The 26,017-nt window shown below is 70.7% G+C and carries 21 protein-coding genes and 3 pseudogenes; 15 read left to right on the top strand and 9 right to left on the bottom strand.

Annotated features, from left to right (window positions below):
* The first annotated feature begins 236 nt into the window (after positions 1 to 236).
* The 3 genes from ACFW2Y_RS04865 (at position 237) to ACFW2Y_RS04855 (ending at position 2,696) form a co-directional block, all read left to right on the top strand.
* Positions 237 to 899 (top strand): DUF4097 family beta strand repeat-containing protein, encoded by a 663-nt coding sequence (locus ACFW2Y_RS04865; protein ID WP_384873593.1) that lies wholly within the window; start codon positions 237 to 239, stop codon positions 897 to 899.
* Positions 900 to 963: 64 nt separating this feature from the next.
* Positions 964 to 1,914, top strand: coding sequence for an ATP-binding cassette domain-containing protein (locus ACFW2Y_RS04860; protein WP_384873590.1), 951 nt, complete (start codon positions 964 to 966; stop codon positions 1,912 to 1,914).
* Positions 1,911 to 2,696: an ABC transporter permease gene (locus tag ACFW2Y_RS04855; protein WP_384873588.1), complete on the top strand. Its 786-nt coding sequence runs from the start codon at positions 1,911 to 1,913 to the stop codon at positions 2,694 to 2,696. The genes ACFW2Y_RS04860 and ACFW2Y_RS04855 overlap by 4 nt, the downstream gene beginning before the upstream one ends.
* Before the next feature lie 162 nt (positions 2,697 to 2,858).
* Here the strand turns inward: ACFW2Y_RS04855 and ACFW2Y_RS04850 are convergent, their stop codons facing one another.
* Together ACFW2Y_RS04850 and ACFW2Y_RS04845 are read right to left on the bottom strand one after the other, a co-directional pair.
* On the bottom strand, positions 2,859 to 5,117 hold the full coding sequence (locus ACFW2Y_RS04850) for an FG-GAP repeat domain-containing protein (protein WP_384873585.1): 2,259 nt from the start codon (positions 5,115 to 5,117) through the stop codon (positions 2,859 to 2,861).
* 70 nt (positions 5,118 to 5,187) lie between these two features.
* Positions 5,188 to 6,096 (bottom strand): alpha/beta fold hydrolase, encoded by a 909-nt coding sequence (locus ACFW2Y_RS04845; RefSeq protein ID WP_384873583.1) that lies wholly within the window; start codon positions 6,094 to 6,096, stop codon positions 5,188 to 5,190.
* A gap of 265 nt (positions 6,097 to 6,361) precedes the next feature.
* Here ACFW2Y_RS04845 and ACFW2Y_RS04840 point away from each other — a divergent pair, with 265 nt between their 5' ends.
* The 3 genes and pseudogenes from ACFW2Y_RS04840 to ACFW2Y_RS04830 all read left to right on the top strand — a co-directional run.
* Positions 6,362 to 7,534: a PH domain-containing protein gene (locus ACFW2Y_RS04840; protein WP_384873580.1), complete on the top strand. Its 1,173-nt coding sequence runs from the start codon at positions 6,362 to 6,364 to the stop codon at positions 7,532 to 7,534.
* 394 nt (positions 7,535 to 7,928) lie between these two features.
* Positions 7,929 to 8,477 (top strand): annotated as a pseudogene (locus tag ACFW2Y_RS04835) (carbohydrate binding domain-containing protein); the annotation flags it as partial.
* A 228-nt stretch (positions 8,478 to 8,705) separates the two neighbouring features.
* Positions 8,706 to 9,665, top strand: a pseudogene (locus ACFW2Y_RS04830) (chitinase); the annotation flags it as partial.
* Positions 9,666 to 9,785: 120 nt separating this feature from the next.
* Here the strand turns inward: ACFW2Y_RS04830 and ACFW2Y_RS04825 are convergent.
* Together ACFW2Y_RS04825 and ACFW2Y_RS04820 are read right to left on the bottom strand one after the other, a co-directional pair.
* Positions 9,786 to 10,151, bottom strand: coding sequence for a hypothetical protein (locus tag ACFW2Y_RS04825; protein WP_384873577.1), 366 nt, complete (start codon positions 10,149 to 10,151; stop codon positions 9,786 to 9,788).
* A gap of 10 nt (positions 10,152 to 10,161) precedes the next feature.
* A complete protein-coding gene (locus tag ACFW2Y_RS04820; protein ID WP_384873574.1) occupies positions 10,162 to 11,283 on the bottom strand; it encodes a hypothetical protein in 1,122 nt (373 codons plus the stop codon).
* 577 nt (positions 11,284 to 11,860) lie between these two features.
* On the opposite strand from ACFW2Y_RS04820, the gene ACFW2Y_RS04815 reads away from it, so the two are divergent.
* The 3 genes and pseudogenes from ACFW2Y_RS04815 to ACFW2Y_RS04805 all read left to right on the top strand — a co-directional run bounded on the left by ACFW2Y_RS04815 (position 11,861) and on the right by ACFW2Y_RS04805 (position 14,250).
* Positions 11,861 to 12,412 (top strand): EF-hand domain-containing protein, encoded by a 552-nt coding sequence (locus ACFW2Y_RS04815; RefSeq protein WP_384873572.1) that lies wholly within the window; start codon positions 11,861 to 11,863, stop codon positions 12,410 to 12,412.
* A 263-nt stretch (positions 12,413 to 12,675) separates the two neighbouring features.
* Positions 12,676 to 13,096 (top strand): annotated as a pseudogene (locus tag ACFW2Y_RS04810) (hypothetical protein).
* 239 nt (positions 13,097 to 13,335) lie between these two features.
* Entirely contained in the window at positions 13,336 to 14,250 is a 915-nt protein-coding gene (locus ACFW2Y_RS04805) for a CPBP family intramembrane glutamic endopeptidase (protein ID WP_384873569.1), read from the top strand.
* 120 nt (positions 14,251 to 14,370) lie between these two features.
* Here the strand turns inward: ACFW2Y_RS04805 and ACFW2Y_RS04800 are convergent, their stop codons facing one another.
* Both ACFW2Y_RS04800 and ACFW2Y_RS04795 read right to left on the bottom strand, forming a co-directional pair.
* Positions 14,371 to 14,577: a hypothetical protein gene (locus ACFW2Y_RS04800; RefSeq protein WP_384873566.1), complete on the bottom strand. Its 207-nt coding sequence runs from the start codon at positions 14,575 to 14,577 to the stop codon at positions 14,371 to 14,373.
* 20 nt (positions 14,578 to 14,597) lie between these two features.
* A complete protein-coding gene (locus ACFW2Y_RS04795; RefSeq protein WP_384873564.1) occupies positions 14,598 to 14,834 on the bottom strand; it encodes a hypothetical protein in 237 nt (78 codons plus the stop codon).
* A 108-nt stretch (positions 14,835 to 14,942) separates the two neighbouring features.
* Between ACFW2Y_RS04795 and ACFW2Y_RS04790 the strand changes: the two genes are divergently transcribed.
* The 6 genes from ACFW2Y_RS04790 (at position 14,943) to ACFW2Y_RS04765 (ending at position 17,813) form a co-directional block, all read left to right on the top strand.
* Complete coding sequence (locus ACFW2Y_RS04790) at positions 14,943 to 15,764, top strand: Scr1 family TA system antitoxin-like transcriptional regulator (protein WP_384873561.1); 822 nt, start codon at positions 14,943 to 14,945, stop codon at positions 15,762 to 15,764.
* Entirely contained in the window at positions 15,757 to 15,948 is a 192-nt protein-coding gene (locus tag ACFW2Y_RS04785) for a DUF397 domain-containing protein (RefSeq protein ID WP_384873558.1), read from the top strand. Before ACFW2Y_RS04790 ends, ACFW2Y_RS04785 begins: the two co-directional genes overlap by 8 nt.
* Positions 15,949 to 16,203: 255 nt before the next feature.
* A complete protein-coding gene (locus tag ACFW2Y_RS04780; protein WP_384873555.1) occupies positions 16,204 to 16,485 on the top strand; it encodes a hypothetical protein in 282 nt (93 codons plus the stop codon).
* Positions 16,486 to 16,537: 52 nt separating this feature from the next.
* Positions 16,538 to 16,849, top strand: coding sequence for a DUF2087 domain-containing protein (locus ACFW2Y_RS04775; protein ID WP_384873552.1), 312 nt, complete (start codon positions 16,538 to 16,540; stop codon positions 16,847 to 16,849).
* Entirely contained in the window at positions 16,846 to 17,457 is a 612-nt protein-coding gene (locus tag ACFW2Y_RS04770) for a LysE family transporter (protein ID WP_384873550.1), read from the top strand. Before ACFW2Y_RS04775 ends, ACFW2Y_RS04770 begins: the two co-directional genes overlap by 4 nt.
* 80 nt (positions 17,458 to 17,537) lie before the next feature.
* The gene (locus tag ACFW2Y_RS04765; protein WP_384873547.1) at positions 17,538 to 17,813 is read left to right on the top strand and encodes a hypothetical protein; all 276 of its coding nucleotides are present in this window, start codon (positions 17,538 to 17,540) and stop codon (positions 17,811 to 17,813) included.
* An 81-nt stretch (positions 17,814 to 17,894) separates the two neighbouring features.
* Here ACFW2Y_RS04765 and ACFW2Y_RS04760 read toward each other — a convergent pair whose 3' ends face one another.
* From ACFW2Y_RS04760 to ACFW2Y_RS04750, 3 genes are all read right to left on the bottom strand, one after another.
* Positions 17,895 to 18,089, bottom strand: coding sequence for a hypothetical protein (locus tag ACFW2Y_RS04760; RefSeq protein ID WP_384873544.1), 195 nt, complete (start codon positions 18,087 to 18,089; stop codon positions 17,895 to 17,897).
* Between the two features lie 809 nt (positions 18,090 to 18,898).
* Positions 18,899 to 19,381, bottom strand: coding sequence for a hypothetical protein (locus ACFW2Y_RS04755; protein WP_384873541.1), 483 nt, complete (start codon positions 19,379 to 19,381; stop codon positions 18,899 to 18,901).
* 44 nt (positions 19,382 to 19,425) lie between these two features.
* Positions 19,426 to 25,719, bottom strand: coding sequence for an RHS repeat-associated core domain-containing protein (locus tag ACFW2Y_RS04750; protein WP_384873538.1), 6,294 nt, complete (start codon positions 25,717 to 25,719; stop codon positions 19,426 to 19,428).
* Positions 25,720 to 26,017 lie beyond the last annotated feature (298 nt).

Here is a 26,017-nt window from a genome sequence, read left to right as displayed (position 1 = left end):
CCCCGCGGTCCACCACCGCGGGGGCGACGGGCCCTTCGGCGTCCACGCGGAGCGTTCACCTTCATTCATTGCAATGAATGTAGTGAGGTTCGTTGCGTTACCTCTCAGAATCATTGCAATGAATTCACGTTACTGACCTGCAATGAAGGGGATTTGCTGGGATCGGTGCATTGCTTGATCCGTGAACGCAACGTAGCTTTTCGTTCATCGGAAACCTTGAGTCCAAGGAGAGCACGATGCACACCTTCGCCACCCCCGCCGCCATCACCGTCGTCCTGGACGTCCCCGCGGGCCGCATCCGCTTCATCGCCGCCGACCGCACCGACACCACGGTCGAGGTCCTTCCGGCGGACGCCGCCAAGAACCGCGACGTGCAGGCCGCCGAGCGGACCGGCGTCAGCTATGCGAACGGCGTCCTGAAGGTCGCGACCACGACGAAGAACCAGTACTTCGGTCCCTCCGGCGCCGTCGAGGTGACCGTCCGACTGCCCGCCGGCTCCGGTGTCGAGGCGAAGACCGCCGGCACCGAACTCCGCGGCGTCGGTCGGCTCGGCCGCGTCCTCTTCGAGGGCGCCCGGGGCCGGATCAAGCTCGACGAGGCGGAGAGCGCCCGCCTCACCGTCCTCGACGGCGACGTCGAGGTCGGCCGGCTCGGCGGCTCCTCCGAGATCAGCACCCAGCGGGGCGGCATCCGGATCGCGGAGGCGGTCGGCGGCGCCTTCGTCCTGACCACCCAGCTCGGCGACATCGAGGTCGGCGTCGCCCGCGGGGTCTCCGGCGCCCTCGACGCCCACACCACCCTCGGTCGCATCGACAACGCCCTGAAGAACGACGGCACTCCCGGCCTGAGCGTCCGCGCGACCACGACCCGCGGGGACGTCACCGCCCGCAGCCTCTGACCGCCGGGCCGGCCCCCAGCCCCCGGCCGCCAGCCATCGACCCCAGCACCTGAGGAGCCCCACCATGACCACCCCGGCCATCGCGGCGAACGGGCTGCGCAAGTCCTACGGCGACAAGGCCGTCCTCGACGGCGTGGACCTGACCGTCCCCGAAGGAACGGTCTTCGCCCTGCTCGGCCCGAACGGCGCCGGCAAGACCACCACCGTGAAGATCCTGTCCACCCTCATCGGCGCCGACGGCGGGCAGGCCCGGGTGGCGGGCCACGACCTGTCCGCCGCCCCGCGGGCGGTGCGCGCCGCCATCGGCGTCACGGGCCAGTTCTCCGCCGTCGACGGCCTGATCACCGGCGAGGAGAACATGCTCCTGATGGCGGACCTGCACCACCTGTCCCGGCCGGAGGGGCGGCGCGTGACGGCCGAACTCCTGCAGCGCTTCGACCTGGTGGAGGCGGCGAAGAAGCCCGCCTCCACCTATTCCGGCGGCATGAAGCGCCGCCTGGACATCGCCATGACCCTGGTCGGCAGCCCCCGGATCATCTTCCTCGACGAACCCACCACCGGCCTTGACCCCCGCTCCCGCCACACCATGTGGCAGATCATCCGCGAGCTCGTCACCGGCGGGGTCACCGTCTTCCTCACCACCCAGTACCTGGAGGAGGCCGACCAGCTCGCCGACCGTATCGCCGTCCTCAACGGCGGCACGATCGTCGCCGAGGGCACGGCGCAGGAGCTCAAACGCCTGGTCCCCGGAGGGCACGTGCGCCTCCGCTTCACCGCCCCGGACGCCTACCGCTCGGCCGCCACCCTGCTCCGGGACGCCGGCCGCGACGACGAGGCCCTCGCCCTGCACCTGCCCAACGACGGCAGCCAGCGCGAGCTGCGCACCGTCCTCGACCGGCTGGACGCGGCCGGCGTCGAGGCGGACGAACTCACCGTCCACACCCCCGACCTCGACGACGTCTTCCTCGCCCTCACCGCCGCCCTCCCCGCGCAGTCCAAGGAGTCCGCCCGATGAGCACCCTCTCCCTCGCCGTCCGCGACACGACCACCATGCTGCGCCGCAACCTCCTGCACGCCCGGCGCTACCCCTCCCTCACCCTGAACCTGCTGCTCACGCCCATCATGCTGCTGCTGTTGTTCGTGTACGTCTTCGGCAACACGATGAGCGCGGGCATCGGCGGCGGCGACCGCTCCGACTACATCGCCTATCTGCTCCCCGGCCTGCTGTTGATGACGATCGGCTCCACCACGATCGGCACCGCGGTCTCCGTCTCCAACGACATGACCGAGGGTGTCATCGCCCGCTTCCGCACCATGGCCATCCACCGCGGCTCGGTCATCACCGGCCACGTCATCGGCAGCGTGCTGCAGTCCGTGGTCAGCGTCGTCCTGGTCGGCGCGGTCGGCCTGGCCATCGGCTTCCGCTCCTCCGACGCCACCGCCCTCGAATGGCTCGCCGCCTTCGGCCTGTTGGTCCTGTTCTCCCTGGCCCTGACCTGGATCGCGGTGGGGATGGGGCTGGTCAGCCCGAACGCCGAGGCCGCCAGCAACAACGCGATGCCGCTGATCTTCCTCCCGCTGATCTCCAGCGCCTTCGTCCCGGTCGACCAGATGCCCGGCTGGTTCCAGCCCGTCGCCCAGTACCAGCCCTTCACCCCCGCCATCGAGACCCTCCGCGGCCTGCTCCTGGGCACCGAGATCGGCCACAACGGCTGGCTCGCCCTCGCCTGGTGCCTCGGCCTGGCCGTCCTCGGTCACCGCTGGTCCACGGCCGTCTTCCACCGCGAACCCCGCTAGGTTCTGTCGTCGAACACCACGCCCGCATCAGGAGTGATGCGAGGGCGACGGCTGCCGGAGATCCGGGCGGCGGTCAGCAAGGGCCGACGTGGGAAAGGGGCCGGCACGGAGGAAGGGGGCGTCCACGCCGGCGTGGACGCCCCCTTCTGTCAAGCCCTGCGGTCAGAAGACGAGCTGCGAGCTGTTCACCGGGTGGTCCAGGCCTGCGACCTCGCGGGGCGCGAACGGCGCCCGCCAGTTCCCGGTGCCCTGGTAGAACCAGGTGCCGGACGAGTTGAGGCCGATCAGGTCGTTGTGGCCGTCACCGTCGGTGTCGCCGACGCCGACGAGGTGGGTGTACGTGTTCCACCCGCCGCCGATCCTCGTGCGGGACGCCAAGGTGCCGTCACCCTTGCCGAGGTACAGCCACAGGACGCCGTCCTTGTCACGGGCGACGAGGTCGCCGCCGGTGGCCCCGCCGATGTTCCCGGTGGCGACGAGCTGGTTGTAGATCTGCCAGCCGACGCCGATCTTCTTCCGGGGCTCGAAGGGGCGGGTGACGGAGCCGGTGGACTGGTAGAGCCACAGCACGCCGGAGCGGTCGGTGGCGAGGAGGTCGGCACGGCCGTCACCGGTCAGGTCGGAGCCGCCGGTGAGCTTGTCGTAGATCTGCCAGCCGCCGCCGACCCGGACCCGGGCGGCGAGGTCGCCGGTGCCCTTGCCCTGGTACAGCCAGAGGACGCCGTCCCTGTCACGGGCGACGAGGTCGCCGACCGCCGAGCCCGCGATGTTCCCGGTCGCCTCGATCCGGTCGTAGATCTGCCAGCCGACGCCGATGAGCGCGGCCTGGCCCGCCTCCACGAGCTGTCCGTCGTTGACGTCGTCGCTGTAGCGGGTGTCCTGACGCCACAGGCGGCCGTCCGCGTCACGGCTCAGCAGGTCGAGGGTGCCGTTGTCGTTGAAGTCGTGCGGCCGGGCGGCGCGGTCGACCGTGAAGCTTCCCTCGGCGGTCGCGGTGGGGCCGATGCCGTCGAGGGGGCTGGCCTCGACCTCCCAGGTGTAGGCGCCGTTGGGGGCGGACTCGACCCCCTGGCCCACGGTGCCGTCCCACGTGAACGGCACCGTCGTGGTGGTGGGCCGGGTCTTCGTCAGCACGGTGCTCTTGCCGGTGCCGACGTGCCGCAGCGTGACCTTGATGTCGACGGAGGTCCGGGAGAAGGTCCAGTCGAAGGTCTGCTTCCCGCCGTTCTCGTCGAAGTCGACCACGGCGGGCGGTCCGCCGGCGCCGATCACGACCTCGGTGGGCTCGCCGGTCGTGGCCACCAGGGTGACCTCCGGCTGAGCGCCGCCCTTGTCCTCGATCCGGTACATGCCCTCGCCCGTGCCGACGAGACCGCCGCGCACGTACAGGCTCCCGTCCGGGACGCCGGCGGAGGAGGTGAGGTGGTCGAGCAGCTTCACGGGGGCCGCGGCGGCGTCTGTCAGGCTGTACGCGGTGACGGCGTGCAGCGGGTTCGTGGTGCCCGAGGCGAGACCGCCGGCCTCGCCGTACACCACCCAGTCGCCGACCAGGCCGACCTGGAGCTCCTCCGACCCCGTGTCTCCGACCGGGATCTCCCGCACCCGGTCCGTGGCGCGGTCCAGGACGAACACCGTCCAGCGGTCGGGCCCGTCCTCCCTGCTCGCGTTCTCGCTCCAGACTCCCTCGGTCCAGGCGACATGGGTCTCGGAGGCCACCATGCCGCCGTCCGCCGCCCCGACCCCACGGTCGTGGATCTCGCCCACGACGCCGGTCGCGAGGTCGATCAGGCCCCACTTCTTTCCGCCGCGGACGGAGAAGGTGACGAGGGCCTGGTCGTACGTCGCGGGGGAGACGCTCATCCAGATCGCGTCCTCCGGGAAGCCGGTCACGACGTCAGTGCTGTAGGAGGAGGCGCCGTCGGTCCTGACGTGCTTCCGCAGCACCGTGCCGCTCTCGGTCTCCTGGGCCGTGAAGAGGGCGTCGGCGGCGGATCCGGCGTATGTGTAGGTACCGGTCATGGTCACCCCCAAGGGGACCTGGATCGGACCGCTGCTGCCGTCCGCCTTCCGCAGGCTCGCCGAGTAACTGCCGACGTGGACCCAGTAGTCGTCGGTCCGGGTGGACCGCAGCGCGTTGTGGCCGCCGTAGCCCTGACCGGCGCCGTCCGTGTACCTCCGCAGGGCGTACCCGCCGGTCTCCGGATTGCGCGTGAGGAAGTGGGTGTGCTGCCCGGCACCGACGAGGTCGGCGTTCGCGGGGAACGGTATGGGGGACTCGGCGGTGATCGCGTCGGCGGCTGAGAGGGCCGCGACGGGCGAGGCGTGTGCGGGAAGCGTCATCAGGCCCACGCCGGTGGTCGCGGCGAGGACGATGCTGACGGCGGCCGCGAGGCGGCGCCGGGGTGAGCGGACCAGGAGCACGTTCCGTTCCTCCGGGATGACAAAGTAGGAATTTCCTGACAGGCGCATCACCTGTGTCACGCGCCTCGCTTCATGAGACAGGCGGGAAGGCGAAAGGTTGTACGACCGGGCTCTCTTCCGCGAGCGAGGTCCGCAGCGCCTCCGCGAACTCCGCCGGGGCACCGTGCTGTCCGTGCTCACCGCCCAGGAAGCCGGCGTGGTGGCTGGGGTAGACGGCGAGCGGTACCCCGATGCCCTCGGCGACGGCCGCGGCCGCCCGTGCGCAGAACGTGCCCTCGGACTCCTTGCCCGCGGCGATGACGATGCGGGTTGTCACGGCGCGCAGGACCGCGAAGTCCGGGTGGTACGAGGTGCAGCCGCGCATGTTCTGGCCGAGCAGGGCGTCGTCGCGCGTGCCGTCGTCCTCGGCCGACAGCCCGAAGGCCTCCGGGGAGGGCGCGGGCTCCTCGGCCCAGTCCGCCGGGATCGGGCCCGTCCGGCTCACCAGGGCGATGAACTTCGCCATCGCCACGCCCGAACCCTCCCTCAGGTAGGTGCGGTGGATGTCCGCGCAGACCGCCAGGGCGGCCTCGCGGTCCGGCAGGACGGGAGCGCACGGCGGCTCGTGCGCGACGAGGGTGTGGACCAGGTCCGGACGGGCCGTGACGAGCGCCAGGGCGTTCACCGCGCCGCCGCTGCTGGCGAAGAGGTCGACGGCGCCCGCGTCCAGGGCCCCGATCAGACGGGCGAGGTCGTCCGCGTGCTCCTCCGGCAGGGTCTCCGGGGCGCCGTCGGTCCGCTCGCTGCGCCCCACCCCGCGGGGGTCGTACGTCACGACGGTGCGGTCGCCGAAGTGCGAGGCCAGGGTGGCGAATCCGGCCGCGTCCATGGGCGAGCCGATGAGCAGCAGCGGGCGCGGGTCGGATCCGGTGCCGGGGCGGACGTCGTAGCGGAGGGTCGCGCCGACGGTCTGCAGCGCGCTGGTGACGGTCCCGGCCATGGAGTTCTCCTCGGTGAAGGGTCGGTCACAGGGGTAGACGTGCGGGACCCTCACGACTCATCGGTCCCGGGCGATCAATTTCGCCCCGAGTCTCCGGTGCCCGCCTCGACGCCCCCGGGCGGGCCCCGGGCCCCGGTCCGGACGAACCCCGCGCCCCGGACCGGGCGGGCCGGAGGCACGGTGCACGAGGTCGGCAGCCGCACGCGGGCCAGACTGCCGTAACGCCCACAAGCCGCGCCCCGCGCGGGTGGACAGAGTGGCGTTCATGACGCACGCCGACATCCCCTCACCACCGCGCACTCCCCGCGCCGTCAGACGCGGTCTGATGGGACCGGCCGCCCTGGCCGCGCTGCTCCTCGCCCTTGCGGTCGCCATGGGGGTGTGGACCGTCCCGGCCTCGGACGCGAACGGACGGGCCTGGCGCGCCGCCGTCCCGTGCACCGCCCCCGTCGACCCGGCGCGGGCGAACGACTGCCTGGTCACCGCGCACGCCGTGATCGACCGATTCGAGATCGGGCGCAGGGGGTCCGGCCACATGTACTTCACCGGCGGCCGGCCGGTGGAGCGGACGGACGTCGGGTCCGGGGCGACGGGGCTGTTCGGGGTCGGCGACGAGGTCGAGCTGACCTTCTGGCGCGGCGAGGTGATGACGGTCACCAAGGCGGGGCAGGTCTGGAACCGGTACGTCCCCTCCCCGGGCCCCACCGCCCTGCCCGCGGCCCTGCTCGCCGTCCTGGCCGGCTACCCCGCGGCGGTGGCCCTGACCCGGCTGCGCTGCCGCGGGCTGCCGGAGGGAGAGGTGCTGCCGTCGACCGCTCCGTACGCGTGGGCGCTCGCCGGAACCGCACTCTGGCTGCTGCCGCTCTGCTACCTGCACCCCCTGGACCTCTCCACCTCCTCCACGGGGCTCACCTGGGCGGCCGCGGGGGCGCTGAGCACCGCCGGTCTCGGTGTCTGGGCCTGGCGCGCCACGCGGGTCCGCACGCCCGAGGAGTACGGCCCCTACACGGACCTCTCGGGTCTCTCGGCTCGGCCGGATCTCCCGTACCTGCCGCGCGGCGCGGCCGCGGCGGACGGCCGCGGTGCCCGCGAGACGGTGTCCGACGTGTTCCTGACGGCTCGTTTCCTGGACGCCACCGACTACAACCCGAACGGCTTCGGCACCCACATCGTCCTCGGCGACGGCCGGCCGGCGGTGACGCCCGGTCCGGGCCGGTTCGCGGCCAGGAAGATCCCCGCGGCGCGGCTCTCGCTGCGCACGGTGCGCCGGGTGCGGGGAAGTGACGGTGAGAGAGTGCCACGGCACTGGCACGTCGCGGAGCTCGACGACGCGGACGTGCCGGTACGTCTGGCGGCGGCGCCGGCCGACCTGGCCCGCATCCTGTGCGAGCTAGGGCGAGCGAAGGCGTCCGCGGAGGCCGGGTCGTCTGCGCCGTAGTCCGGCGAGCGGTGAGGGGAGCGCGGGCGCCCGCCCGCGTCCAGCGCGGTGACCGGGGGACGTTCGCCGGGCTGTTCGGCGTGCTGGCCGGATGCGACGGCTTCGGCCGGCAGGGGCAGGCGCCTACGGCGTTGCCGGTCAGGGCTCGCGGGCCGAGCGAGCAGGAGGGGCAGCCCTTCGGGCGACGACGGGAGTGTGACGACAGGGCCCAGCGCCCCCGGCCGTCGGGAACCGGACCGCTGCCTCGATATTGGTCCAGACCTATTGACGCGTCTGCTCGCCCCTCCTACGATCCGGTCCGGCAGCCCCCCATGTCCCCACCTCACCCAGAGCCGGGCGTCACGCCCTCATGAGCCAGTCATGCCCATGACACTCGGCGGGAAGGGAGCACCACATGTTCCGTCGGAGGTCGCGCGCCCCACGCCCGTCGGGCGGTCCCCGCCCCTGTCCCCCCGACCCCGCCCGCCGCGCGGACGACCGGACCGGTCGCGCCCGGCACGGATCGACCGTCCTGGTGCGCTCCCTCGCCGGAGTGAGCGCCGCCGCCGTCATCGGCGCCGGCGTCGCCGTGGTCGGCAGCCCCACGGCCGGAGCCGCCACCACCAACCTGGTGACCAACTCCGGCTTCGAGGAAGGGCTTTCCGGCTGGACCTGCTCCGGCGGCTCCGGCTCGACCGTCAGCAGCCCGGTCCACTCCGGCGCCTCCGCGCTCAAGGCCGTGCCGGCCGGCTCGGACAACGCCCGGTGCGCCCAGACGATCAACGTGCAGCCCAACTCCTCGTACACGCTGAGCGCCCACGTCCAGGGCAGCTACGTCTACCTGGGCGCCACCGGCACCGGCCTCACCGGCACCACGTCCACCTGGACGCCGAACAACGCCTCGTACGGCCAGCTCAGCATCGACTTCGCCACCGGCGCCACCACCACCCAGGTGACCGTCTACCTGCACGGCTGGTACGGGCAGCCGGCGTACCACGCGGACGACGTGGTGCTCAGCGGTCCCGGCGGCAGCCCCACACCGACCACCGCACCGCCGACCACCGCACCGCCCACGACGGCACCGCCGACGACCCCGCCGCCGACCACCGAGCCGCCGACGACCCCGCCGCCGACGACGACGCCGCCGACCACCGAGCCCCCCACCACCCCGCCGCCGACCACCACCCCGCCGGGTGACACCTGCCCCACGAAGCCCAAGCCGTCCGGCAAGGTCCTCCAGGGCTACTGGGAGAACTGGGACGGCGCCGCGAACGGCGTCCACCCCGGCATGGGCTGGGTCCCCATCACGGACGGCCGGATCGCCGCCCACGGCTACAACGTCATCAACGCCGCCTTCCCGGTGATCCTCTCGGACGGCACCGTGCTGTGGCAGGACGGCATGGACACCGGCGTCAAGGTCGCGACCCCCGCCGAGATGTGCCAGGCCAAGGCGGCCGGCGCGACGATCCTGATGTCGATCGGCGGCGCCACCGCGGGCATCGACCTGAGCTCCAGCACCGTCGCCGACCGCTTCGTGGCGACCGTCGTCCCGATCCTCAAGAAGTACAACTTCGACGGGATCGACATCGACATCGAGACCGGCCTCTCCGGCAGCGGCAACATCAACACGCTGTCCGCCTCCCAGGCCAACCTGATCCGCATCATCGACGGCGTGCTGGCCCAGATGCCGGCGGGCTTCGGGCTGACCATGGCCCCCGAGACCGCCTACGTCACCGGCGGAAGCGTCACCTACGGGTCGATCTGGGGCTCCTACCTGCCGATCATCAAGAAGTACGTCGACAACGGCCGCCTGTGGTGGCTGAACATGCAGTACTACAACGGCAGCATGTACGGCTGCTCCGGCGACTCCTACCAGGCCGGCACCGTGCAGGGCTTCACCGCGCAGACCACCTGCCTGAACGACGGCCTCACCATCCAGGGCACCACCATCAAGGTCCCTTACGACAAGCAGGTGCCCGGCCTGCCGGCCCAGACCGGCGCGGGCGGCGGCTACATGTCGCCGAGCCTGGTCGGCCAGTCGTGGAACGCCTTCGGCGGTTCGCTGAAGGGGCTCATGACCTGGTCGATCAACTGGGACGGCTCGAAGGGCTGGACCTTCGGCGACAAGGTCAGGTCCCTCCAGGGGCGTTGACCTTCCGCTGACCCCGCCCCCGCTTCGTCGGGGCGGGGACCAGGAGCGGGCGGGCGGCACCGACACCGACACCGGTGCCGCCCGTCCGTCCGCCCGTCCGTCCGCCCGTCCGCCCGTCCGTCATTCCGGCCCGGGGCGGTGCTCCGCCGCCTCCAGGGCATCGGCCCGTGCGTGCAGCTCGGCGGCGATCCCGTCCCAGTCGGGGCCGTGCAGATGGAGGCTGAGCGCCGCCTCCCGCGTCAGCCCGGGGTCCTCCGGCCGCTGGAGCAGCAGGAGCCGGTACGCCAGGTTGCGGATCCGCACCGGCAGGTACCCGTCGGCCAGCTGCGGGCACAGCTCCCGCAGCATGGCGAGGATCTCCCCGGCGTCGGCGAACGTCAGCAGCTCGACGAAGGAGCCCTCGTCGTGCTCGCGGTCGCACGGCGGTGCGGGCCGGTACTCGTCCCCGAAGACGCACCGGGCGTGTTCCGTCAGGGTGGTGTGCACGGCCCCCAGCCTACGGAGCGCACGCCCGGCACAGCGTTTCGTCCGCCACCGGCCGGAACAGCGTCGCCTGGGTGTGCTCGCCGGAGCACTCCCGCGCCCCCGCGAGCCGCGCGGACACCCGCGGCCCGGACGCAGGGGCCGGGGGCAGCTCCAGGGGCGGCACCTCGCGCAGCAGGTGGCGGACGAGGCCGCCGGGGCGCCGGACGGGCGTTCCGTCCCCGGGGAGGCCGCGCAGGACGTGCGCCTGCACGTCGGCGGGGGAGTGGCCGTCCGCCAGCCAGCGGGCGACGAGCCCGGCGAGCTCCTCGCGCATGCCGGGCGGCACGTGCCGCAGGGCGGGGGAGAGCAGCGGCAGCGCCCCGACGAACGCCCGCCCCGCTTCGAGGTGGGCGGCCCCTCCGGACTCCTCGGGCCCTTGGGCTTCCCAGGCCCCTCCGGCTTCCCCGGACCCTCCGGCCGCCTCCGTCGCCCCGGCCGGATGGTGGGAGGTCTTTTCCCCTGGGTCTTTCTCTGGATGACCGTCGGTGCGCGGGGTCACCGGTGCACCGACGGCCGGATCACCGACACCCGGTTTCCGGGGCCCCGGTGCGGACGGGGTGGACGGTGCGGGCGGTTCCGGCGGAAGCTGCGTGGGCGTGGGCGGTTCGGGCGCGCGGGGCTCCGGTGCGGAGGCCCCGGCGGCCGGCGGGACGGCCGGCGGGACCCGACCGCCGCGCCCGGCGGACCCCGCGTGGTCGCCCCGACCCCGGGCGGCGGGCTCTCCCGCCGCGCCCGCCACGGCGCTCCCGGTGACGGACACGGCTAACCGCGCGAAGATCTTCGCGGCCTCACCGGCGGTCAACGGCGTTGCGGAGACGAGTTGTTGGGTGGTCCAGCGTCCGCCGGCGACCTGGACCCGCCGCTCGTGCAGGAAGCCCTCCTCCTTCAACTGCCGTTTGGCCCGCCCGAAGGCGCATGCCCCGATCCGGGCGCGTTCGGCGGAGCGGGAGAGCGACTCGCGGGCGTCCCGGGGGAGGGAGAGCTGCCAGGTCAGGAGCCGCACGGCGTCGGAGCTCAGGCGGGGGTGCCGGATGATCTCGTGGGAGAACGGGGTGAAGGCGCGCGCGGGCGCGTTAAAGTTTCGGTAGATCACGGTGGAGGCCTTGTTCCACTGGTGGTTGAGGCCCTCGCCGATGGGTGCGAACCATCGACGGGGGCCGTTTTGCGTGAACGTACCGGGTGGAGCCCGTCCACCAGAACACTCCGTGCGAAGAACCCCCGTACGAGTGAAGCACCCTCTCTCCCCGCCCCGAAGCGGCCCGCCCCGACCCGGGGCCTGCGGTGACGTCGTGCCGCGGGTGGATCGGTGACTCCACCCGCGCGTAAGCGTGCGGGCTTCCTGTGTCGGTGGCCAGGCCGCCGCGCAGAGGACCAGCCCGGCCCTGTTGAGAACGTTCGTCGCACCGACGGGGTCCGCGGCTTCCCCGACTTCCCGTCAGTACGGAAGGGCGAGCCCGACCGTGTTGGCTCCCGTGTGGGCTGCGTGGCGCAGCACTCGAAGGGGCCCGTTGACCGTCGGCGACGGGGCTTCGGGCTGCGCGCACCGCGCGTGTGACGGTGACCGGAAAACGATCACTAGATCAGGTGGCATATGCGGATATCGAGGTTCTTTCCGTGTGGTCGGTCCCATGCTGGAGGAACCCACAGGGCAAGATCATGAAAGGCCGGTCATGACCACGACGGTGCAGGACACCATCACCGCCAAGCTCGAGCGCAGCTTCGACGCCTTGGACGCCGACCGCAACGGCTACCTGGACTGGGCGGACTACCAGAAGATGGCCGACCGCTACATCCAGGCGTACGGCCTGAGCAAGGACGACCGGCGGGCCAGGGCCCTCCAGACCTTCTGCCAGATCTACTGGCTGGAGCTGCTGCGCCACGCGGACGTGGACGGCGACCGGCTCACCAAGGACCAGTTCGTCACGGCCAACCGCCTCGCCGTCATCGACACCAGCCGGCTCAACGTGACCGAGGGCGGCGGTCACGCGATCTTCGACGTCATCGACGTCAACGGTGACAACGAGATCGGCAAGGACGAGTTCGCCCGCTTCCTGAGGGACGTCTGGAAGAGCGACGCGCCCGACGCCATGGACGTGTTCGTCAAGCTGGACACCGACGGGGACGGCGTGATCTCGCGCCACGAGTTCATCCGTGCGGTGCGCGAGCACTACCTCTCCAACGACCCGGACGCCCCGGGCAGCCTGTTCTTCGGCCGCGTCTGACCCACCCGCTTCCCGCCGTTCACCGGGGGCGGCCGGTCCCACCTCCGGCCGCCCCCGGTCCCGGTGGGCCGTCGTGCCCGCGGAAGGGCGTGCGGCCGGAGCGGCACGAGATCGCGCTTCCCCCGCCTTGAGGGGCGAATCGACGCCGGTGCCATGAAGAAGGAGGTCGACCGGGACTCGACCGGGGCACCGAGACCGAGCCGACGGAGCCGACCGTCCTCGCGCGACCGTGAGTGTCAGCGCCGGTTGAGAGCATCGGCGGCATGACGCCGTATCTTCTCGCCGACATCGAGCGCGCCGTCCGCGGCAGTTGGAGCGCGGACACCTGCACCCCCGAGTTCCGGTCGCGTTGGAGCCCGGACAATCCGGCCCGGGACCAGTGCGGTGTCACCGCCATGGTGGTGAACGACCTCCTGGGAGGGGATCTGATCCGGGGGGGAAGTCCATGTGAACGGGGAGCGCGTGGACTACCACTGGTGGAACCGCCTGGGCACGGGCATCGAGATCGACCTCACCCGGGAGCAGTTCGGGCCGGAGGAGCTCGTCATCGGAGGGACCGTCATCCCCCGCCCGCCCGCCGCGGAGTGGAGCAGGCTCCGCGAGGAGTACGAACTCCTCCGCGACCGGGTCAGGGAAGAGCTCGACCGGGGACGCGAAAGGCCCTCGGGTCCTGCGGCCCGCTGATGTTCCCCGTTTCCCGAGCCCGTGCGGGGCGGATGGGAGACTCCAGGAACAGCACTCCGTGCAGGCCCGGCCCGAGAAAGCAGACGATGTCCGACCCGATACCAGGACCCCCGCAGCACCCCCACGACCCCTGGGCACGCCCCCCGCAGGGCGCGGTGCCGCCCGCGCAACCCTGGCCCTCTCCGCCGGTCGGGTGGGGTCCCCCGTTTCCCGGGCCGCCGGCGCCGGCGCCCGGACCGGTGGCCGCGCCACCGGGGTCCGCCTACCACGAGCAGGGGCGCAACGGGCGGCAGGGCGGTGGAGCCCGGACCGGGGAGTTCTTCCTCGCCGCTGCGCTGATGTTGGCCGGGCTGCTCCTCGTGTTCTTCGGCGCCGTCATCGTCAGTGCGGTCCTGGGGCTGGAGTGGGCTCCGGACGGCAGCGACAGCTTCTTCGCCGATCCTCTGTTCGACAACGCCGTTCTGCTGGTGTCCCTCGCCTCGTGGATCCCGGCCGTGCTGATCGCCGTCCGCGTGTGCGGGAAGCGGCCCGTCGGCACCCTCGTGTCGGTCGTCGGGCGGCTGCGGTGGGGATGGCTGGGATGGTGCTTCGGTCTGGCCCTGGGCGTGCTCGTCCTCCAGAACCTGGTGCTGTCCGTGTGGAGCCTGTTCCAGGACGGTTCCGAGGTCGTGGGCGGAGAGGTCCCCGGCTGGCCCGAACTCCTTTTGAGTCTGGTCGTGTTGTGGGCGCTCGTGCCGTTCCAGGCGGCCGCCGAGGAGTTCGTCTTCCGTGGCTGGCTGGTCCAGCTGTTCGGCGGGTTCCTCCGCTCGCCCTGGCCCGGGGTGGCCGTGGCCTCGGTGCTGTTCGCCCTCGCCCACGGCTTCGGACAGCTGTCGGGCTTCCTGCTGCTGTGCTACTCGGCGGCCTGGTGGGGCTGGCTCACCATCCGCACGGGCGGCCTGGAGGCGGTCATCGCCATTCACACGGTGAACAACCTGATCGCGTTCTCGCTCTCCGCGGTCTTCGGGGAGTTGGCCGATGACGGCACCGCCGCGGACGCGCCCTGGGAGGCCCTGGCGACCGAGCTGGTCTTCGCGCCGCTGTTCTGCCTGGTGGTCGTCCGGCTCGCCGACCGGCGCGGGATCACCCCCCGCACGCCGGGCCCCACGGCCTGACCCCTCCGGAGGACCCGGCCGTGGCCGCCGACGGTCGTCGCCCCGCGGCACGTGTCGGACGGTTCCCCTACGGAACGCGGAGGCACAGGGCGGCACCGAGCGCGCCCACGGCCACGGCGGTCAGGAAGAGCGACGCACCGGCGACGGCGAGGTGCTGATGACGCGCACGGCTCCGCTCGGGGTCAGCCCGGCGCGCTCCGCCGGGCTGGCCGTCCAGCACTGCGCGGCCTCCGCCTCCCACAGGTAACCGCTGGGCCGGACCAGCACCAGCGCGTCCCCGCGGACGTCCCACACCCGGCCGGTGAGCGCCCGTTGCGCGTCGGTCACGACGTCGCCGACCCGGTACCTCACCCGGTCGACCGGGTGGCACGCAGCAGCGCGGTGAGGCGCTTGGCGCCGGCGACGGTGACGACACCGAGCCCGTACCGGTGCACGTCGCCGCCCGGCCCGCGGGTCACGTCCCGGTAGAGCCCGTCCGTGGGGAGCCCCGCCCCGTCCATCGCGGCCTTGAGGTCCACGTACACCTGCGCGGCCTCGCGCTCGGAGACGGGGCGGATCGGGGGAGCGTTCGTCGACGCGTGCATGGGGGCTCTCCTTCTGGTGGTTCTCCTCCGGAACGCCTCCACGATGCCGCCACCACACCTACGCTCACCAGGAGTTGAGTTCCATGGCGCAGGTGAGGAACGAGGCATATGCCAGGAGCGAAGGAACTGGACCCCGGAGACAGCGTCGAGCAGTACCTCGGGAACATGGTCCGCGAGGCACGACTCGCCCTCGGGCGCGACTGGACGCAGGCCCACCTGGCCGCGAAGGTCTTCAGCAGCGGCAGCCGGATCTCCGAGATCGAGCGCGGCGAGGACCCCCCGGACCGGGACCTCGCGAAGAAGCTGGAGATCGTGCTGCGCTTACCGCCCGGCGCCCTGGTCCACCTCGTGAAGATCCTGACCGACCAGAACGTGCGGGACTACGCGAAGACCTACATGCGGCGACAGCTCGAAGCCACGGCCATACACGAGTTCTCCATCGTCGTGCCGGGCCTGCTCCAGACCGCCGGATACGCCCGCGCCGTGATGGAGGCGGGCCTCGCGGGCGATCCGACGCAGATCTCCGGCTTCGTGGACCGCCGACTGGAGCGGCAGGCCGTGCTCGACCAGTCGGACCCGCCCTGGATGATGATCGTGCTCGACGAGGCGTCGCTCCGCCGCGACCTCGGTGGCGCCCCGGTGATGCGGGAGCAGATCGAGCACCTGCTCACCATGGGCGAGCGCCCCAACGTGAACATCCAGGTGCTTCCCCTGAAGGGGACCCCGGTACCGGGCTCCGTCGCCCTCCTCACCCTTCCGCGGGGGGAGCGCGGCGCGTACACCGAGGGCTTCAGCACGGGCAACTACACCGAGGAACCAGCAGAGGTGATGCGATTTCAGCGTGTCTATGATCTGTTGCAGCAGGGTGCGTTGGGCGTCCGGGCCTCCACGGAACTGATGCGTGCTATCGCGAAGGAACACGATGACTGAGACCTCTCCGAACTGGCACAAGAGCGCCTACAGCGGCGCCGACAACGACGCCTGCGTCGAAGTCGCCGACGACCTCGCCCGCGTCCGCGTCCGCGACACCAAGGACCGCGCCCGGGGCGAACTGACCGCCACCCCGGCCGCCTGGGCCGCCTTCACCGCCTTCCTGCGGACGCAGCGGATCTGACCCGCGGCCCCACCGGCCCTCCGGCCCCCACCCACCGGCGGGGGCCCCGCGGAGGAAGGCGAGGCCGCGCCGGCGCACTGCGGTGCGGCAGGCGACGGCTGCCCGCACGACGGTCGCGCCGCTGCGGAGGGCGGTGGACTCCGGGACCTGCCGGTGCCCCGGTCGGCTCGCCCGTTCGGGGGCCGCCGCCGTGCGGCTGCGGAGACCGGCTGCTCTGCTGGGGGCCGGAGCCCCCGCACCCCCAGGAGAAGGACCATGGCCGTCATCGTCACCGTCGAGATCCCCGGCGGGACCCAGGAGCAGTACGAGGAGACCACCCGGCAGATCCAGGACGCCGAATGGTTTCCGCCCGAGGGGTTCTTCGCCCACGCCGCCGGGCCGGACGGCAGCGGCGGATGGCGGATGGTCGACTTCTTCGCCTCGGAGGAGCACTTCCTGGCCTTCATGGAGAAGGCCCGGCCGATCCTCGAACGGTCCGGATTCCCGCCGGTCATCCCGAACGTGCAGCAGGCCGTGAACATCATCGTGCGGCCCTGACCCGGGAAAACCCCTTGCGGCCCGGGGGCGGCGGGAGCCAGGCTTCACGGCCATGACCAGCCGTACCGCCGCCCGCCCCGTCACGGAGCTGTTCTCCGCCGACGGGCGCCTCACGACGATCCCCCGGAAGCCCGCCCGCCGCGAGGCCCTCCTCGCGCACCTCGCGGCCACCCTCTTCGACGCCGACCGCGCCTACCGCGAGTCCGAGGTCAACGAGGCCCTGAGCACCGTGCACGACGACTTCCCGGCGCTGCGCCGGTACCTCGTGATCGGCGGCTTCCTCACCCGCACGAAGGACGGCGCGGACTACCGCCGACAGCAGCGGCCCGGCTGCCCCGGAGGCGCGATCCCCGCCGTCGCATGACCGCCGCGGCGGTGGCCGGCCTGCTCGCCGGCTACGGCATCGCGATCCCGGTCGGCGCGGTCGGCGCCCACCTGGTGGCGGTCGCGGCCCGCTCCCCGTGGCGCACCGGGGCGGGCGCGGCCCTGGGCATCGCCGCCGCCGACGGGCTGTACGCCCTCCTCGCGGTGCTCGGCGGCGCCGCCCTCGTCCCCCTCCTCGCGCCGGTGACGACGCCCCTGCGCTGGGCCTCCGCCCTCGTCCTCCTCGCCCTGGCCGCGCGCTCCACCCACCAGGCCGTACGGGCCCACCGGAGCGGGGCGGCCACCGGCCCGGAGCTCCCGGCCGCGCCCCGACGCGCCTTCCTGACCTTCCTGGGGATCACCGTCCTCAACCCCCTGACGGTCCTCTACTTCACCGCCCTCGTCCTCGGCGGACACCCGACCACGGGTGCCGTCGAAGCCGCCGCCTTCGTCCTCGCGGCCTTCGCCGCCTCCGCGAGCTGGCAACTGCTCCTCGCCGGCGGCGGCACCCTCCTCGGCAAGGCCCTCACGGGCCCCCGCGCCCGCCTCGCCACCGCCCTCGCCTCGGGCGTCCTCATTGCGGCGCTCGCGGTGGGGCTGGTGTGGTGAGGGCCGCCCCCGCCGCGGCGACGGCCGCGCGGCGCACCCGGCCGGTCATCCCCTCGTGGGGGCTGATCTACGGTGGGGGCGTGACATGGAGCGAAGCCGAGTACGTCGATTACCTGCAGTCCGAGCGGCGGGCCTACGCATGGGTCATGCAGCACCACGGCGGGATGACGCCGGCGGCGGCCATGCAGGACGCCATGGAGTTCTACCCGTACGAGCCGGCTGACAAGCCCTTCCGCGGGCTGGTCTTCCACGACGAGGCGTGGCACTGGGCGATGCAGATCGTCTACGGCGACCGCTACATGGTGGAGCACCCCGAACTGGCCGAGCCGTCACCGGAGTACCAGGCCCTCCTGTAGCCGCTCGCCGCCCGCACGCGTACGCGCCGATGGCCCCCGCACCACCTCTCCCGGCCCGCCCCCTCCTCCGCGGAACGGGGGTCACTGCCTGCCGGGGCCTCGGCCCACGAGCAGGACGAAGAACCCGGAGAACGGTGCGCAGATGACTGCCGCATGGCGCAGGGGAAGGAAGAGCAACAGCAGCAGGAACACCGTGGTGTAGGCCACCAGGGCCACGAAGAGGCGCTCCCGCAACGGCCACTCGTGAAACCGGCCCCACGCACTGGTCCTGCCCATTCCCCCACCCCGTCTTCCCGTGCCCGGCCCTGAACTGCCGAGCCTATGGGGGAGCTTCTCCCGCCCTCAAGGGACTTCACCTATGGCGGACGCACCCGAGGGCACGAAGAAACGAACTTCCCGGCCGAGATTCGCCGCACCACATCGGTACGTCTTCGCCCCTGTTGTCGAAGGCGGGTGTGTCAAATTAACGGCTGATCTTGGTGGTTGAGTGGACAGCTGTTGCTCGGGGTCAGTCGTCCCTCGAAGGCGATCTGGAAGGCGTTCAGAGGTGTCTTCCAGTGCATGGTCCACCTGCTACCGCGAGTTACTCACCACGCGCCAGGCAGCACACACCCAACCACCTCAGACTCAACGAAGTACTACTAAGTCATCGTTTCTTTTGGGATATCCATCTCTGCAAGGACTGGCGGGTTCGATGCTGATGACACAAGTTCGGTTTCTATGTCCCAGGCTGCATATGTTCAGAACACGTACCTCCTGCGCACGAGCGCGTTCGATCTCTGGAGGCGGCTCAGGAGCCTTCTCGAAGACCAGGGACTCGACCCAGCGACGACCGTGCTGGTCAACCTTTTCCCGGACGGGGGTGACCACGAGTTCGGCCAGTGCAGACCCAAGTGAAACGCGCGGGCTAAGGCCTTGAGGAGTCCCACCAGGGAGATGGCTGACCAGCCGATGCGCTCACCCCGTAGGGTTCACTCCCTCCAGGTCCGCCCAGCAGCAGATTCACCAGACGTGAGCGGACCCCGCCCCGCCGCCACGTGCTCAGGCGGCAGCAGATTCAGCCAGAGGCTCATGAACCGCCCAACTCAGCGCGCCAGCTCCCGGCAACGCTCGTCGGCAGCCTTCAGGAAGTCGTCGCGGCCCATGGTCACGGTGTTACCGTCACCATCGCTCGCCAGCACATCTCCCGCCACCAGGCCCCTCAATTGATCCGCCCCGAAGCTGAGCTCTCCTGAAACTGCCCTGCCATCTATACCTCCATCCACCGATGCCACATAGGTGGAACCCTTCTCGAACCCGGTCAGCTTCGAGCTGTATGTCTTCCACCCGTCCGGCTGCTTGAACACCTGGACGGAGTCCACCCGAGGGCCCGTGAAGGAGCGACTGACCGCCCACTTACGCAGATCGTCGTCGGGTCCGTCGTCCTGGTACACCCCGAAATGGTCCGCGGTGAACTCGGAGCAGGTCATGGTCAGCAGCTGGGCGGTCGAACCGTCCACCGTCTCTACCGCAAGGATGCTCTTCGGACCCGGTGAACAGGAAGCGACTCCGCCGGTCATCAGAGCCACGAGTGCGATCGCGCCGAGCCGGTAACGATGCCGGGTAGCCCTTCTCACGATGTCGGGCCGATAGCGTCGGGGGCCCACCAGAGGTATCCGCCCCACCACAGGTTCGCCTCGTCCTCGAAGCTGTTCGCGATGGCTGGCTCGTTCCATTTCCATTTCGATTCCGCAGATTCTCTCGTGTAATCGCTGATGTACTTGGACGCGTGGTCGTATCGCGCCCACTGATTCGAATGCACGGCTTCGTGCTTGAGGATGTCGGGACCGAACTTCTCGGCCACCGACTTGTGGCCGGTCAGAGCGGTGATCTCGATGCGTCGAGCCGCTTCATCGTCCAGTCTGTCCTGCAGGTTCTTCTTGTTCGACGGCCAGAAGAGGACGTCTCCCACAGTCATTGGCTGATCGAAGCCAGGTGAGCCCTCATAGCAGATCACCTGCTGCGCGCCTCGCTCGCACTCTGCATTCCCGAAGATCCGCCAGAGCCAGTAGGCCAAGTCGTTGGAGCCGTTCGCGTTATTTTCTGCGTGGAACGGATTTCTTTCAAGGAAGACGTCAGGTCCCTTTTTACCCTCGCAGAAGCAGGGGCCTGGTGGAGGTGTAGGTGTGGGGCCAGGAGTTGGCGTGGGGGTTTCAGTGGTCTCGAGGGTTTGGTCTGTATGGACGTTGGTTCCGTTGTTCGGCTTCTGCTTGATGGGGGAAGTGTTCTTGACGGGGGTGACGCCGTGTGAGGGGCAGTCGACCTCCGCGCACATGCCGGTCGGGTCGCTGGTGGTGACGGGGTTGTTGTTGGCGTAGCTGTAGCCGTTGAGGGACTGGGGGCTGTCAACCGCTAGGACCGGGTCGACGCTGATGAATTGGCCGAGGTTGGTGTCGTATTCGCGAGCACCGATGTGGGTGAGGTCGGTGGTGGTGTCGATGTCGCCGCCGACGAAGCCCTTGGTGCCGGGCCAGAAGTAAGGCGCGGCCCCGCGCTGCCCGCCGTAGGGGAGGGTCTTGCGGCGGTTGGTGGCGAGGCTGCTGGCGGAGATGGAGAGGGTGTTGGTGTTGTGGTGGTCGGACACCAGGAATCCGACCCTCTTGTTGCTGCTGGTGCGGATCGCCGAGCCGCCGGGCACGCCGTAGTAGCGGGTGCCGTTGGTGAGGGCCGCGGGGGTGGTGCCGGCCTTGCGGGTGAGTTCGAGCTCCTGGCCGCCGGGGAGGTAGAGGGTGGTCTTGGCCGGGTCGCGCTTGATGATGCGGGTGCCTTCGGCGTCGTAGAGGAACGACGTGGTCTGGCCGGAGACGGTCGAGGTCCTGAGCTTGCCCTCTTCGGTCCAGGTCAGGTCTTGGACCGGGCCGCTGGCAGGGGTCTTCTTGGTGAGGTTGCCGGTGGTGTCGTAGGCGTAGGTGTCCGTTCCGGTGGCGCCGCCGGTGGCGGTGACGGAGCGGACGGCGTGGGCCTGGGGCGTGCCGGCGGTGGTGGGGTAGGCGTAGGTGCGGGTGGTGTCCGCGGTGATCGATCCGGCCGCGTACTGGGTCTCGGTCTTGCGCTGGCCGGTGTCGGTGAACGTCCAGGAGGTCCGGTACGGGTCGACCGTGCCGAGGTCGGGGCTGCCGACGCCGTTGACGGACTTGGTGGCGCAGGCGTCGCCGGAGGTCCAGGCGTCGGTGAGGCGGCGTGCCCAGTCGTAGGTGAAGCACTGGTCGTCGGTGACGGTGCCGTCGTTCTGGGCGTCCCGGATGGAGGTGATGTTGCCGGCCGGGTCGTAGCCGTAAGTGATGTGGGAGAGGGTCGTGGGGCCGGTGGCCTCGCGGTTGATCTGGTTCTTGACCAGGCGACGGGTGGACGTCTCGTAGGTGAGGGTCTGGGTGATCAGCTTGCCGAGGTTGCCGAGCTGGGCCTGGGCGAGTTCGCCGAAGGGCGTGTAGCCGGCGCCGCGCAGGTAGGCCTGGTTGAGCGAGCTGTCGACGATGGCCAGGGTGTCGTTCGAGCCGTAGCGGTTGGTGACGGTCTCGGCGGGCAGGGCCGTGGTGGCGTTGGTGTTGGTGGTGCTGTAGACGGCGGTCTTGGGCAGGTTGCTGACCGGTGTCGCGGTGGTGGCCACGGTGTAGGTGCCGGCGAGGAGTTCTTCGCCGGTGACGCTCGGAACCGTCACCTTGGTGCCCGTGGGCCGTCCGGTGGAGTCGTAGCCGGTGATCTCGGTGGTGTAGGCGGCGCCGGCGTTGCCCGTGTCGTAGCGGATGGACTTGCGCGGCAGCCCCTTGCCGCCGGTGGCGGTGTCATAGGTCCACTCGGCGAGCTTGGTGCCCGTGGTGGATCCGGTGCGGAGGGTGGTCTTGCGGCCGAGCTCGTCGTAGGTGGTGGCCAGGGTGCCGCGCTCGCCGGTGACGGTGTCCACGCGCCCGTAGGCGTCGTAGTGGGTGGTCGTCTGGCCCTTGTCGGGATCGGCCGTACTCAGTTCCCGTCCGCGCAGGTCATAGGTGTAGCGCCAGGTGTTGCGGCCGGAGGCGTCGGTGAGCGAGGCCAGGAGTCCGGCGTCGTTGTAGGTACGGGTGGTCTTCTCGTACTGGGTCGCAGCGGCGTTCGGGACGGGGGTGCCGTCCTTGTACTGGCGCTCTTCGACGATGCGGCCGCGGACGTCGACGAGGCTCAGGGTGGCGGTACCGCCCTGAGGCGGGACGGTGGCCGTCCAGTAGTCGCCGTAGGTGTTCGTCGTCTTCCACTGCGGCACGTTCAGGGAGAGCTGGATGCTCTCGGTGACGCGGCCACGACTGTCGTACGTCGTCTGGAAGGACTGCGGAACCTGGTTCGGCGCGGCGACCAGCATCGCGGACGTGGAGACGGCGCTGCTGTTGTAGTAGGGCGCGTTGGTGAGGTGGGCGCGACCGTGGCTGTCGTAGAAGGTGTCGGAGACGACACGTCCGTTCACGCCGATCGAGTCGGACTGGGACTGCCGTGAGCGCAGGAGGGAGTCGTAGAAGGTGACGCTGGTGCCCCACAGTCCGTCTTCGTACAGCTTCTTGGCGATGACGGTGGACGGGACGGTTGCGGAGAGGTTGTAGGTGAAGGTGACGTTGGGCTGCAGCGTCTTGGCCCGGCCGGTGCTCCAGCCCTTGGTCAGACGGCCCAGGGCGTCGTAGTCGCTGTGGGAGGTGCGGCCGTTGGCGTCGGTGGTGGCCAGGGCCAGGCCGCGCATGCCGTCGAAGGTGGTGGAGGTGGAGTGGCCCTTGACGTTGGTGATCTCCACCTTGGTCGGCTGGGCACCGGTGGCCGGGGTGTAGGCGGTGGTGACCGGCTGGCCGTCCTGGCCCTTGGCGGTCAGGACGCGTCCGTACTGGTCGTGGGTGGCCTGGGAGACCGTCTCCCATACGGGAGTGGTGCCGTCGTCGTAGCGGGCGAGCTGTTCGGTCTTGGAGGCGTTGGCCAGGCCCGTGTCCGGTGCGACGCCGAGCGCCTTGCCGTCGTAGTAGGTGCGGGCGTGCCCCGTGACTTCGCCCGGGCGGGTCAGACAGGCGCCGTTGTCCGTGGTGATGACCTCGCGGGGATAGGAGATCAGCCAGTTGTCGGTGTCCGGCGCGACGTAACTGGTCAGGGCGCAGAGGGACTCGACCGTGCCGGCACCGTCGTCGGCCTGCCTGGTGAGCAGGCCGTAGGTGGTGTCGTAGGTGCGGGTGGTGGTGAGGGTGCGCCAGGAGGTGCCGTCGTCGAGGAGGGTGCTGCTCTTCTCGGTTGCGGTGCCGGACAGCCGTGCGGTCCTGGCGGGGAGGGTGGGGGCCGGGGTGCCCGGCTTGTCGGGGTCGGTGACGCCCTTGACCGGCTGGGTGGCCGTTTCCCCCGACTCCCAAGGGATGTACGTGGTCCTGTTGACGATCTTTCCGCCGGCGCCCGCACTGTCGTAGGCGCTGGAGGTGGCGACGCGGCCGGAGTGGTCCTCGCGGTCGGTGATGCCGTTGATGGCGGCGACCGGACGCGTGCTGCCGTCGGCGAGGGTGTCGCCCGCCATCCCGAGGTAGTAGGTCTTCTCGGTCTTCACCCGGTCGGAGTCGTCGCCGCTGTAGGTGCGGACGGTCCCGTAGCCACGGAAGACGTTCCAGGTGCGGTGCTTGTCGAGGGTGAACTCCCCGGTGTCACGGCGCCAGTGAGGGCCGTCGGCGTACTCGTAGGTCGTGACCTTCGAGGGGGAGCCGCTACCGGCGGTGGTGTCGTTCTCGTCGATCCGGGTGACCAGGTACTTGTGGAACCAGTCCTCGACCGGATCGACCGCGCCGTCCGGGGTCCACCACGAGGGGTAGCAACGCTTGGTGTTGGTGTCCGGGGCGGTGGGCAGCGCCGTCGAAGTGCACTCCTTGGCGGTGTAGGTGACGAGGGTCTGACCGCCGGTCTCGTTGGTGATCTTGGTGATGCGCTTGCGGTTGAGGGCGGGGCGGCCTTCGGCGGCGTCCACTCGGTTGGGCATGAGCTCGCCCTCGAAGACGACCTTGTTCAGGGTGATGTCGGCAGCGGGGCCGGCCTTGCCGGTGCGCTGGACCGAGTCGAGCCACATCGCCGGGGTGGAGGTGTCACCGGTCGCGGGGAAGGACTGGGCGAGAGTCCAGGTGTCGACCGCTTCCATGGCGGTGCCGACCAGGGCCGAGGTGCTGATGGAGGTCAGGCGCCGTTTCGACCAGAACGACGGGGACGCCTGGAGGCACTCGGTGCCCGAGGTGCAGTTCAGGTCGACCGGGGTGTCGGGCCAGTTCGTGGCGTTGGCCTCGGTGAAGGCGCAGTCCGCGGCGGTGCAGCGGTTGGCGGTGGTGAAGGTGACGCGGCCGGCCGGGTTGGTGGTGGTGTAGACGGCGCCCGCGCGCAGACCGTAGTCGATGCGGTTGAGGTAGCCACCGCGGATGTAGGGCTTGGGCGCGTCGATCTTCTTGTTCTGCGCGTAGTAGCCCTGTTCCTTGGTGTAGTAGAGGGCCATGGCGTTGCCGTGGGGGTCGACGACGTAGTCGAGGTTCCAGCGCCAGCCCTGCTGCTCGGCGGAGGACGCGTAGTCGGTGGCGTGCCCCGGCTCGCCGCTGTGGTTGCCGTAGACGGGGACGGAGAAGACGGAGTTGGTCTCGGTCTTGCCGCTGGCCCAGCCGGGCAGGCGGTTCTTGCCGAACCAGTACTGGGTGCCGTCGAGCGTGGTGACCTTCCAGTACTCCGAGTCCGCGTCACCCGAGTTGTTCGGATCGGTGTCGTAGATCCGCTCGACGCGGGAACCGTCGTCGCTCTGGAGCTTCCACGTCTTCTTCGTGGAGTCCCAGACCAGCTCGTTGGACGAGCCGTTCAGGGAGAGGGTGGCGTTCTCCGACTTCCAGCACAGGTCGCCGGTCTTGGCGGTGTTGTTGCCGCCCTGCTTGTCGTTCTCGCAGGAGGCGTAACGGCGCTCGATGAAGCCCGGCGAGTACTCCCAGCCCTCACCGATCCAGGACGCCTGGTTGTTCGTCGATGCGGTACGGCCGTCCACGGAGGAGGAGTTGTAGGACAGCGTGACGTTCGGGGCCAGTCCGCCGGGCGCTGCGGGGACGTTGATGGGGACGGACCAGCCGAAGCCACCGGAGTTCCCGCCTGCCGACCACGATCCGGAGGGGGCGAGCGAGGTCGCTTCGAACGAGCCGTCGCTGCCACTGGTACCGGCCGTGGCTGCCAGAACGGTTGCTCCGGCGGTGTTCATCGCGAGGCTGGACAGCGACGGTGCCGTCTTCGCGGTCTGTCCTGTCTCCGCCTTCAGCGGTCCGGCGGGCGCGTTGGTGGTGAGAGTGGTGCCGAGGGTGTGGGTGCGGGTGTTGTTCTCGGTCGCCAGCGGGGTCTGCTGACGGCACTCCGCCTTTTCGGGGGTCGTCAGCACACAGGCAGGCAGGCTCACCAGACGAAGGCGCGAGGACCAGCCCGCACCGTAGGCGCCGCGGACGGTGCCGTAGTCGACCTCGATCTCGACCGGCACGCCCGCGGCGGCGACGTCAGTGGGGGCGAGCGTCATCAGCAGGCCGTCGACGCCGGCTCGCCGGGCGGTGGCGTGGTCCTTGACCGTGACCGCGGCGCGGGGGGAGCTGCTGGTGCCCTTCTTCGCGCGGGAAGGAAGCGCGGTGAGACGTACGGGCAGTCCGCCGACCGTTGCGGAATCCGTGGTGCCCGACTGGAGGTCGAGCTGCTGGGTGGCTGCCGTGGGCCAGGTGACGTGCGGTGCCTGCCAGGCGGGGCCGGGCTTGGGCCTCCTCTTCAGGCCCTTCGGGACGAAGTCGGTCCCGTCGACCGACTTGGTCTTCGGGACGGGGGGAGCACCTGGAACCTCGGCAGGCATGGCCCACGCGGGCGCGGAGAGCAGGGAGACGCCGAGAGCCACCGACAGGGCTCCGACGATCCCTGCCCGTGCTTGTCTTGTTCTTCGTGTACGCCCGTAAAAGGGCATGGCGAAGCCATTCTGAAAAGACATTGAGATTCCCACCCCGGTTACGCCTAAAAGATCTGAGACCGGCGAACTCCAGCACGTCGAGTGCGGGTCCGGCAAGGGAAGGAGTCGTTTGCTTCCTTAGTTCGTCAGGTCTGGTCGACTTGCCGCATGCGGGATCTCGCGGAAGTCAACCCAACGTTGTGATCAGGCGGTTTGTGGATCATAGGGTCGCAAAAGTTACATTTCTGAA

Origin of the sequence: Streptomyces sp. NPDC058877, from assembly GCF_042742855.1 — a bacterium.
Taxonomy (GTDB): domain Bacteria; phylum Actinomycetota; class Actinomycetes; order Streptomycetales; family Streptomycetaceae; genus Streptomyces.
The sequence above is the reverse complement of the archived record's forward strand: the minus strand, read 5'-3'. Positions and strand labels throughout refer to the sequence as shown.

Bases quoted from the DNA above. Each gene is read 5' to 3' on its own strand.
- ACFW2Y_RS04790 (WP_384873561.1), top strand. From the start codon at position 14,943: ATGCCAGGAGCGAAGGAACTGGACCCCGGAGACAGCGTCGAGCAGTAC.
- ACFW2Y_RS04815 (WP_384873572.1), top strand. From the start codon at position 11,861: ATGACCACGACGGTGCAGGACACCATCACCGCCAAGCTCGAGCGCAGC.
- ACFW2Y_RS04845 (WP_384873583.1), bottom strand. From the start codon at position 6,096: ATGGCCGGGACCGTCACCAGCGCGCTGCAGACCGTCGGCGCGACCCTC.
- ACFW2Y_RS04860 (WP_384873590.1), top strand. From the start codon at position 964: ATGACCACCCCGGCCATCGCGGCGAACGGGCTGCGCAAGTCCTACGGC.
- ACFW2Y_RS04795 (WP_384873564.1), bottom strand. From the start codon at position 14,834: ATGCACGCGTCGACGAACGCTCCCCCGATCCGCCCCGTCTCCGAGCGC.
- ACFW2Y_RS04855 (WP_384873588.1), top strand. From the start codon at position 1,911: ATGAGCACCCTCTCCCTCGCCGTCCGCGACACGACCACCATGCTGCGC.
- ACFW2Y_RS04840 (WP_384873580.1), top strand. From the start codon at position 6,362: ATGACGCACGCCGACATCCCCTCACCACCGCGCACTCCCCGCGCCGTC.
- ACFW2Y_RS04780 (WP_384873555.1), top strand. From the start codon at position 16,204: ATGGCCGTCATCGTCACCGTCGAGATCCCCGGCGGGACCCAGGAGCAG.
- ACFW2Y_RS04865 (WP_384873593.1), top strand. From the start codon at position 237: ATGCACACCTTCGCCACCCCCGCCGCCATCACCGTCGTCCTGGACGTC.
- ACFW2Y_RS04785 (WP_384873558.1), top strand. From the start codon at position 15,757: ATGACTGAGACCTCTCCGAACTGGCACAAGAGCGCCTACAGCGGCGCC.
- ACFW2Y_RS04760 (WP_384873544.1), bottom strand. From the start codon at position 18,089: ATGGGCAGGACCAGTGCGTGGGGCCGGTTTCACGAGTGGCCGTTGCGG.
- ACFW2Y_RS04775 (WP_384873552.1), top strand. From the start codon at position 16,538: ATGACCAGCCGTACCGCCGCCCGCCCCGTCACGGAGCTGTTCTCCGCC.
- ACFW2Y_RS04770 (WP_384873550.1), top strand. From the start codon at position 16,846: ATGACCGCCGCGGCGGTGGCCGGCCTGCTCGCCGGCTACGGCATCGCG.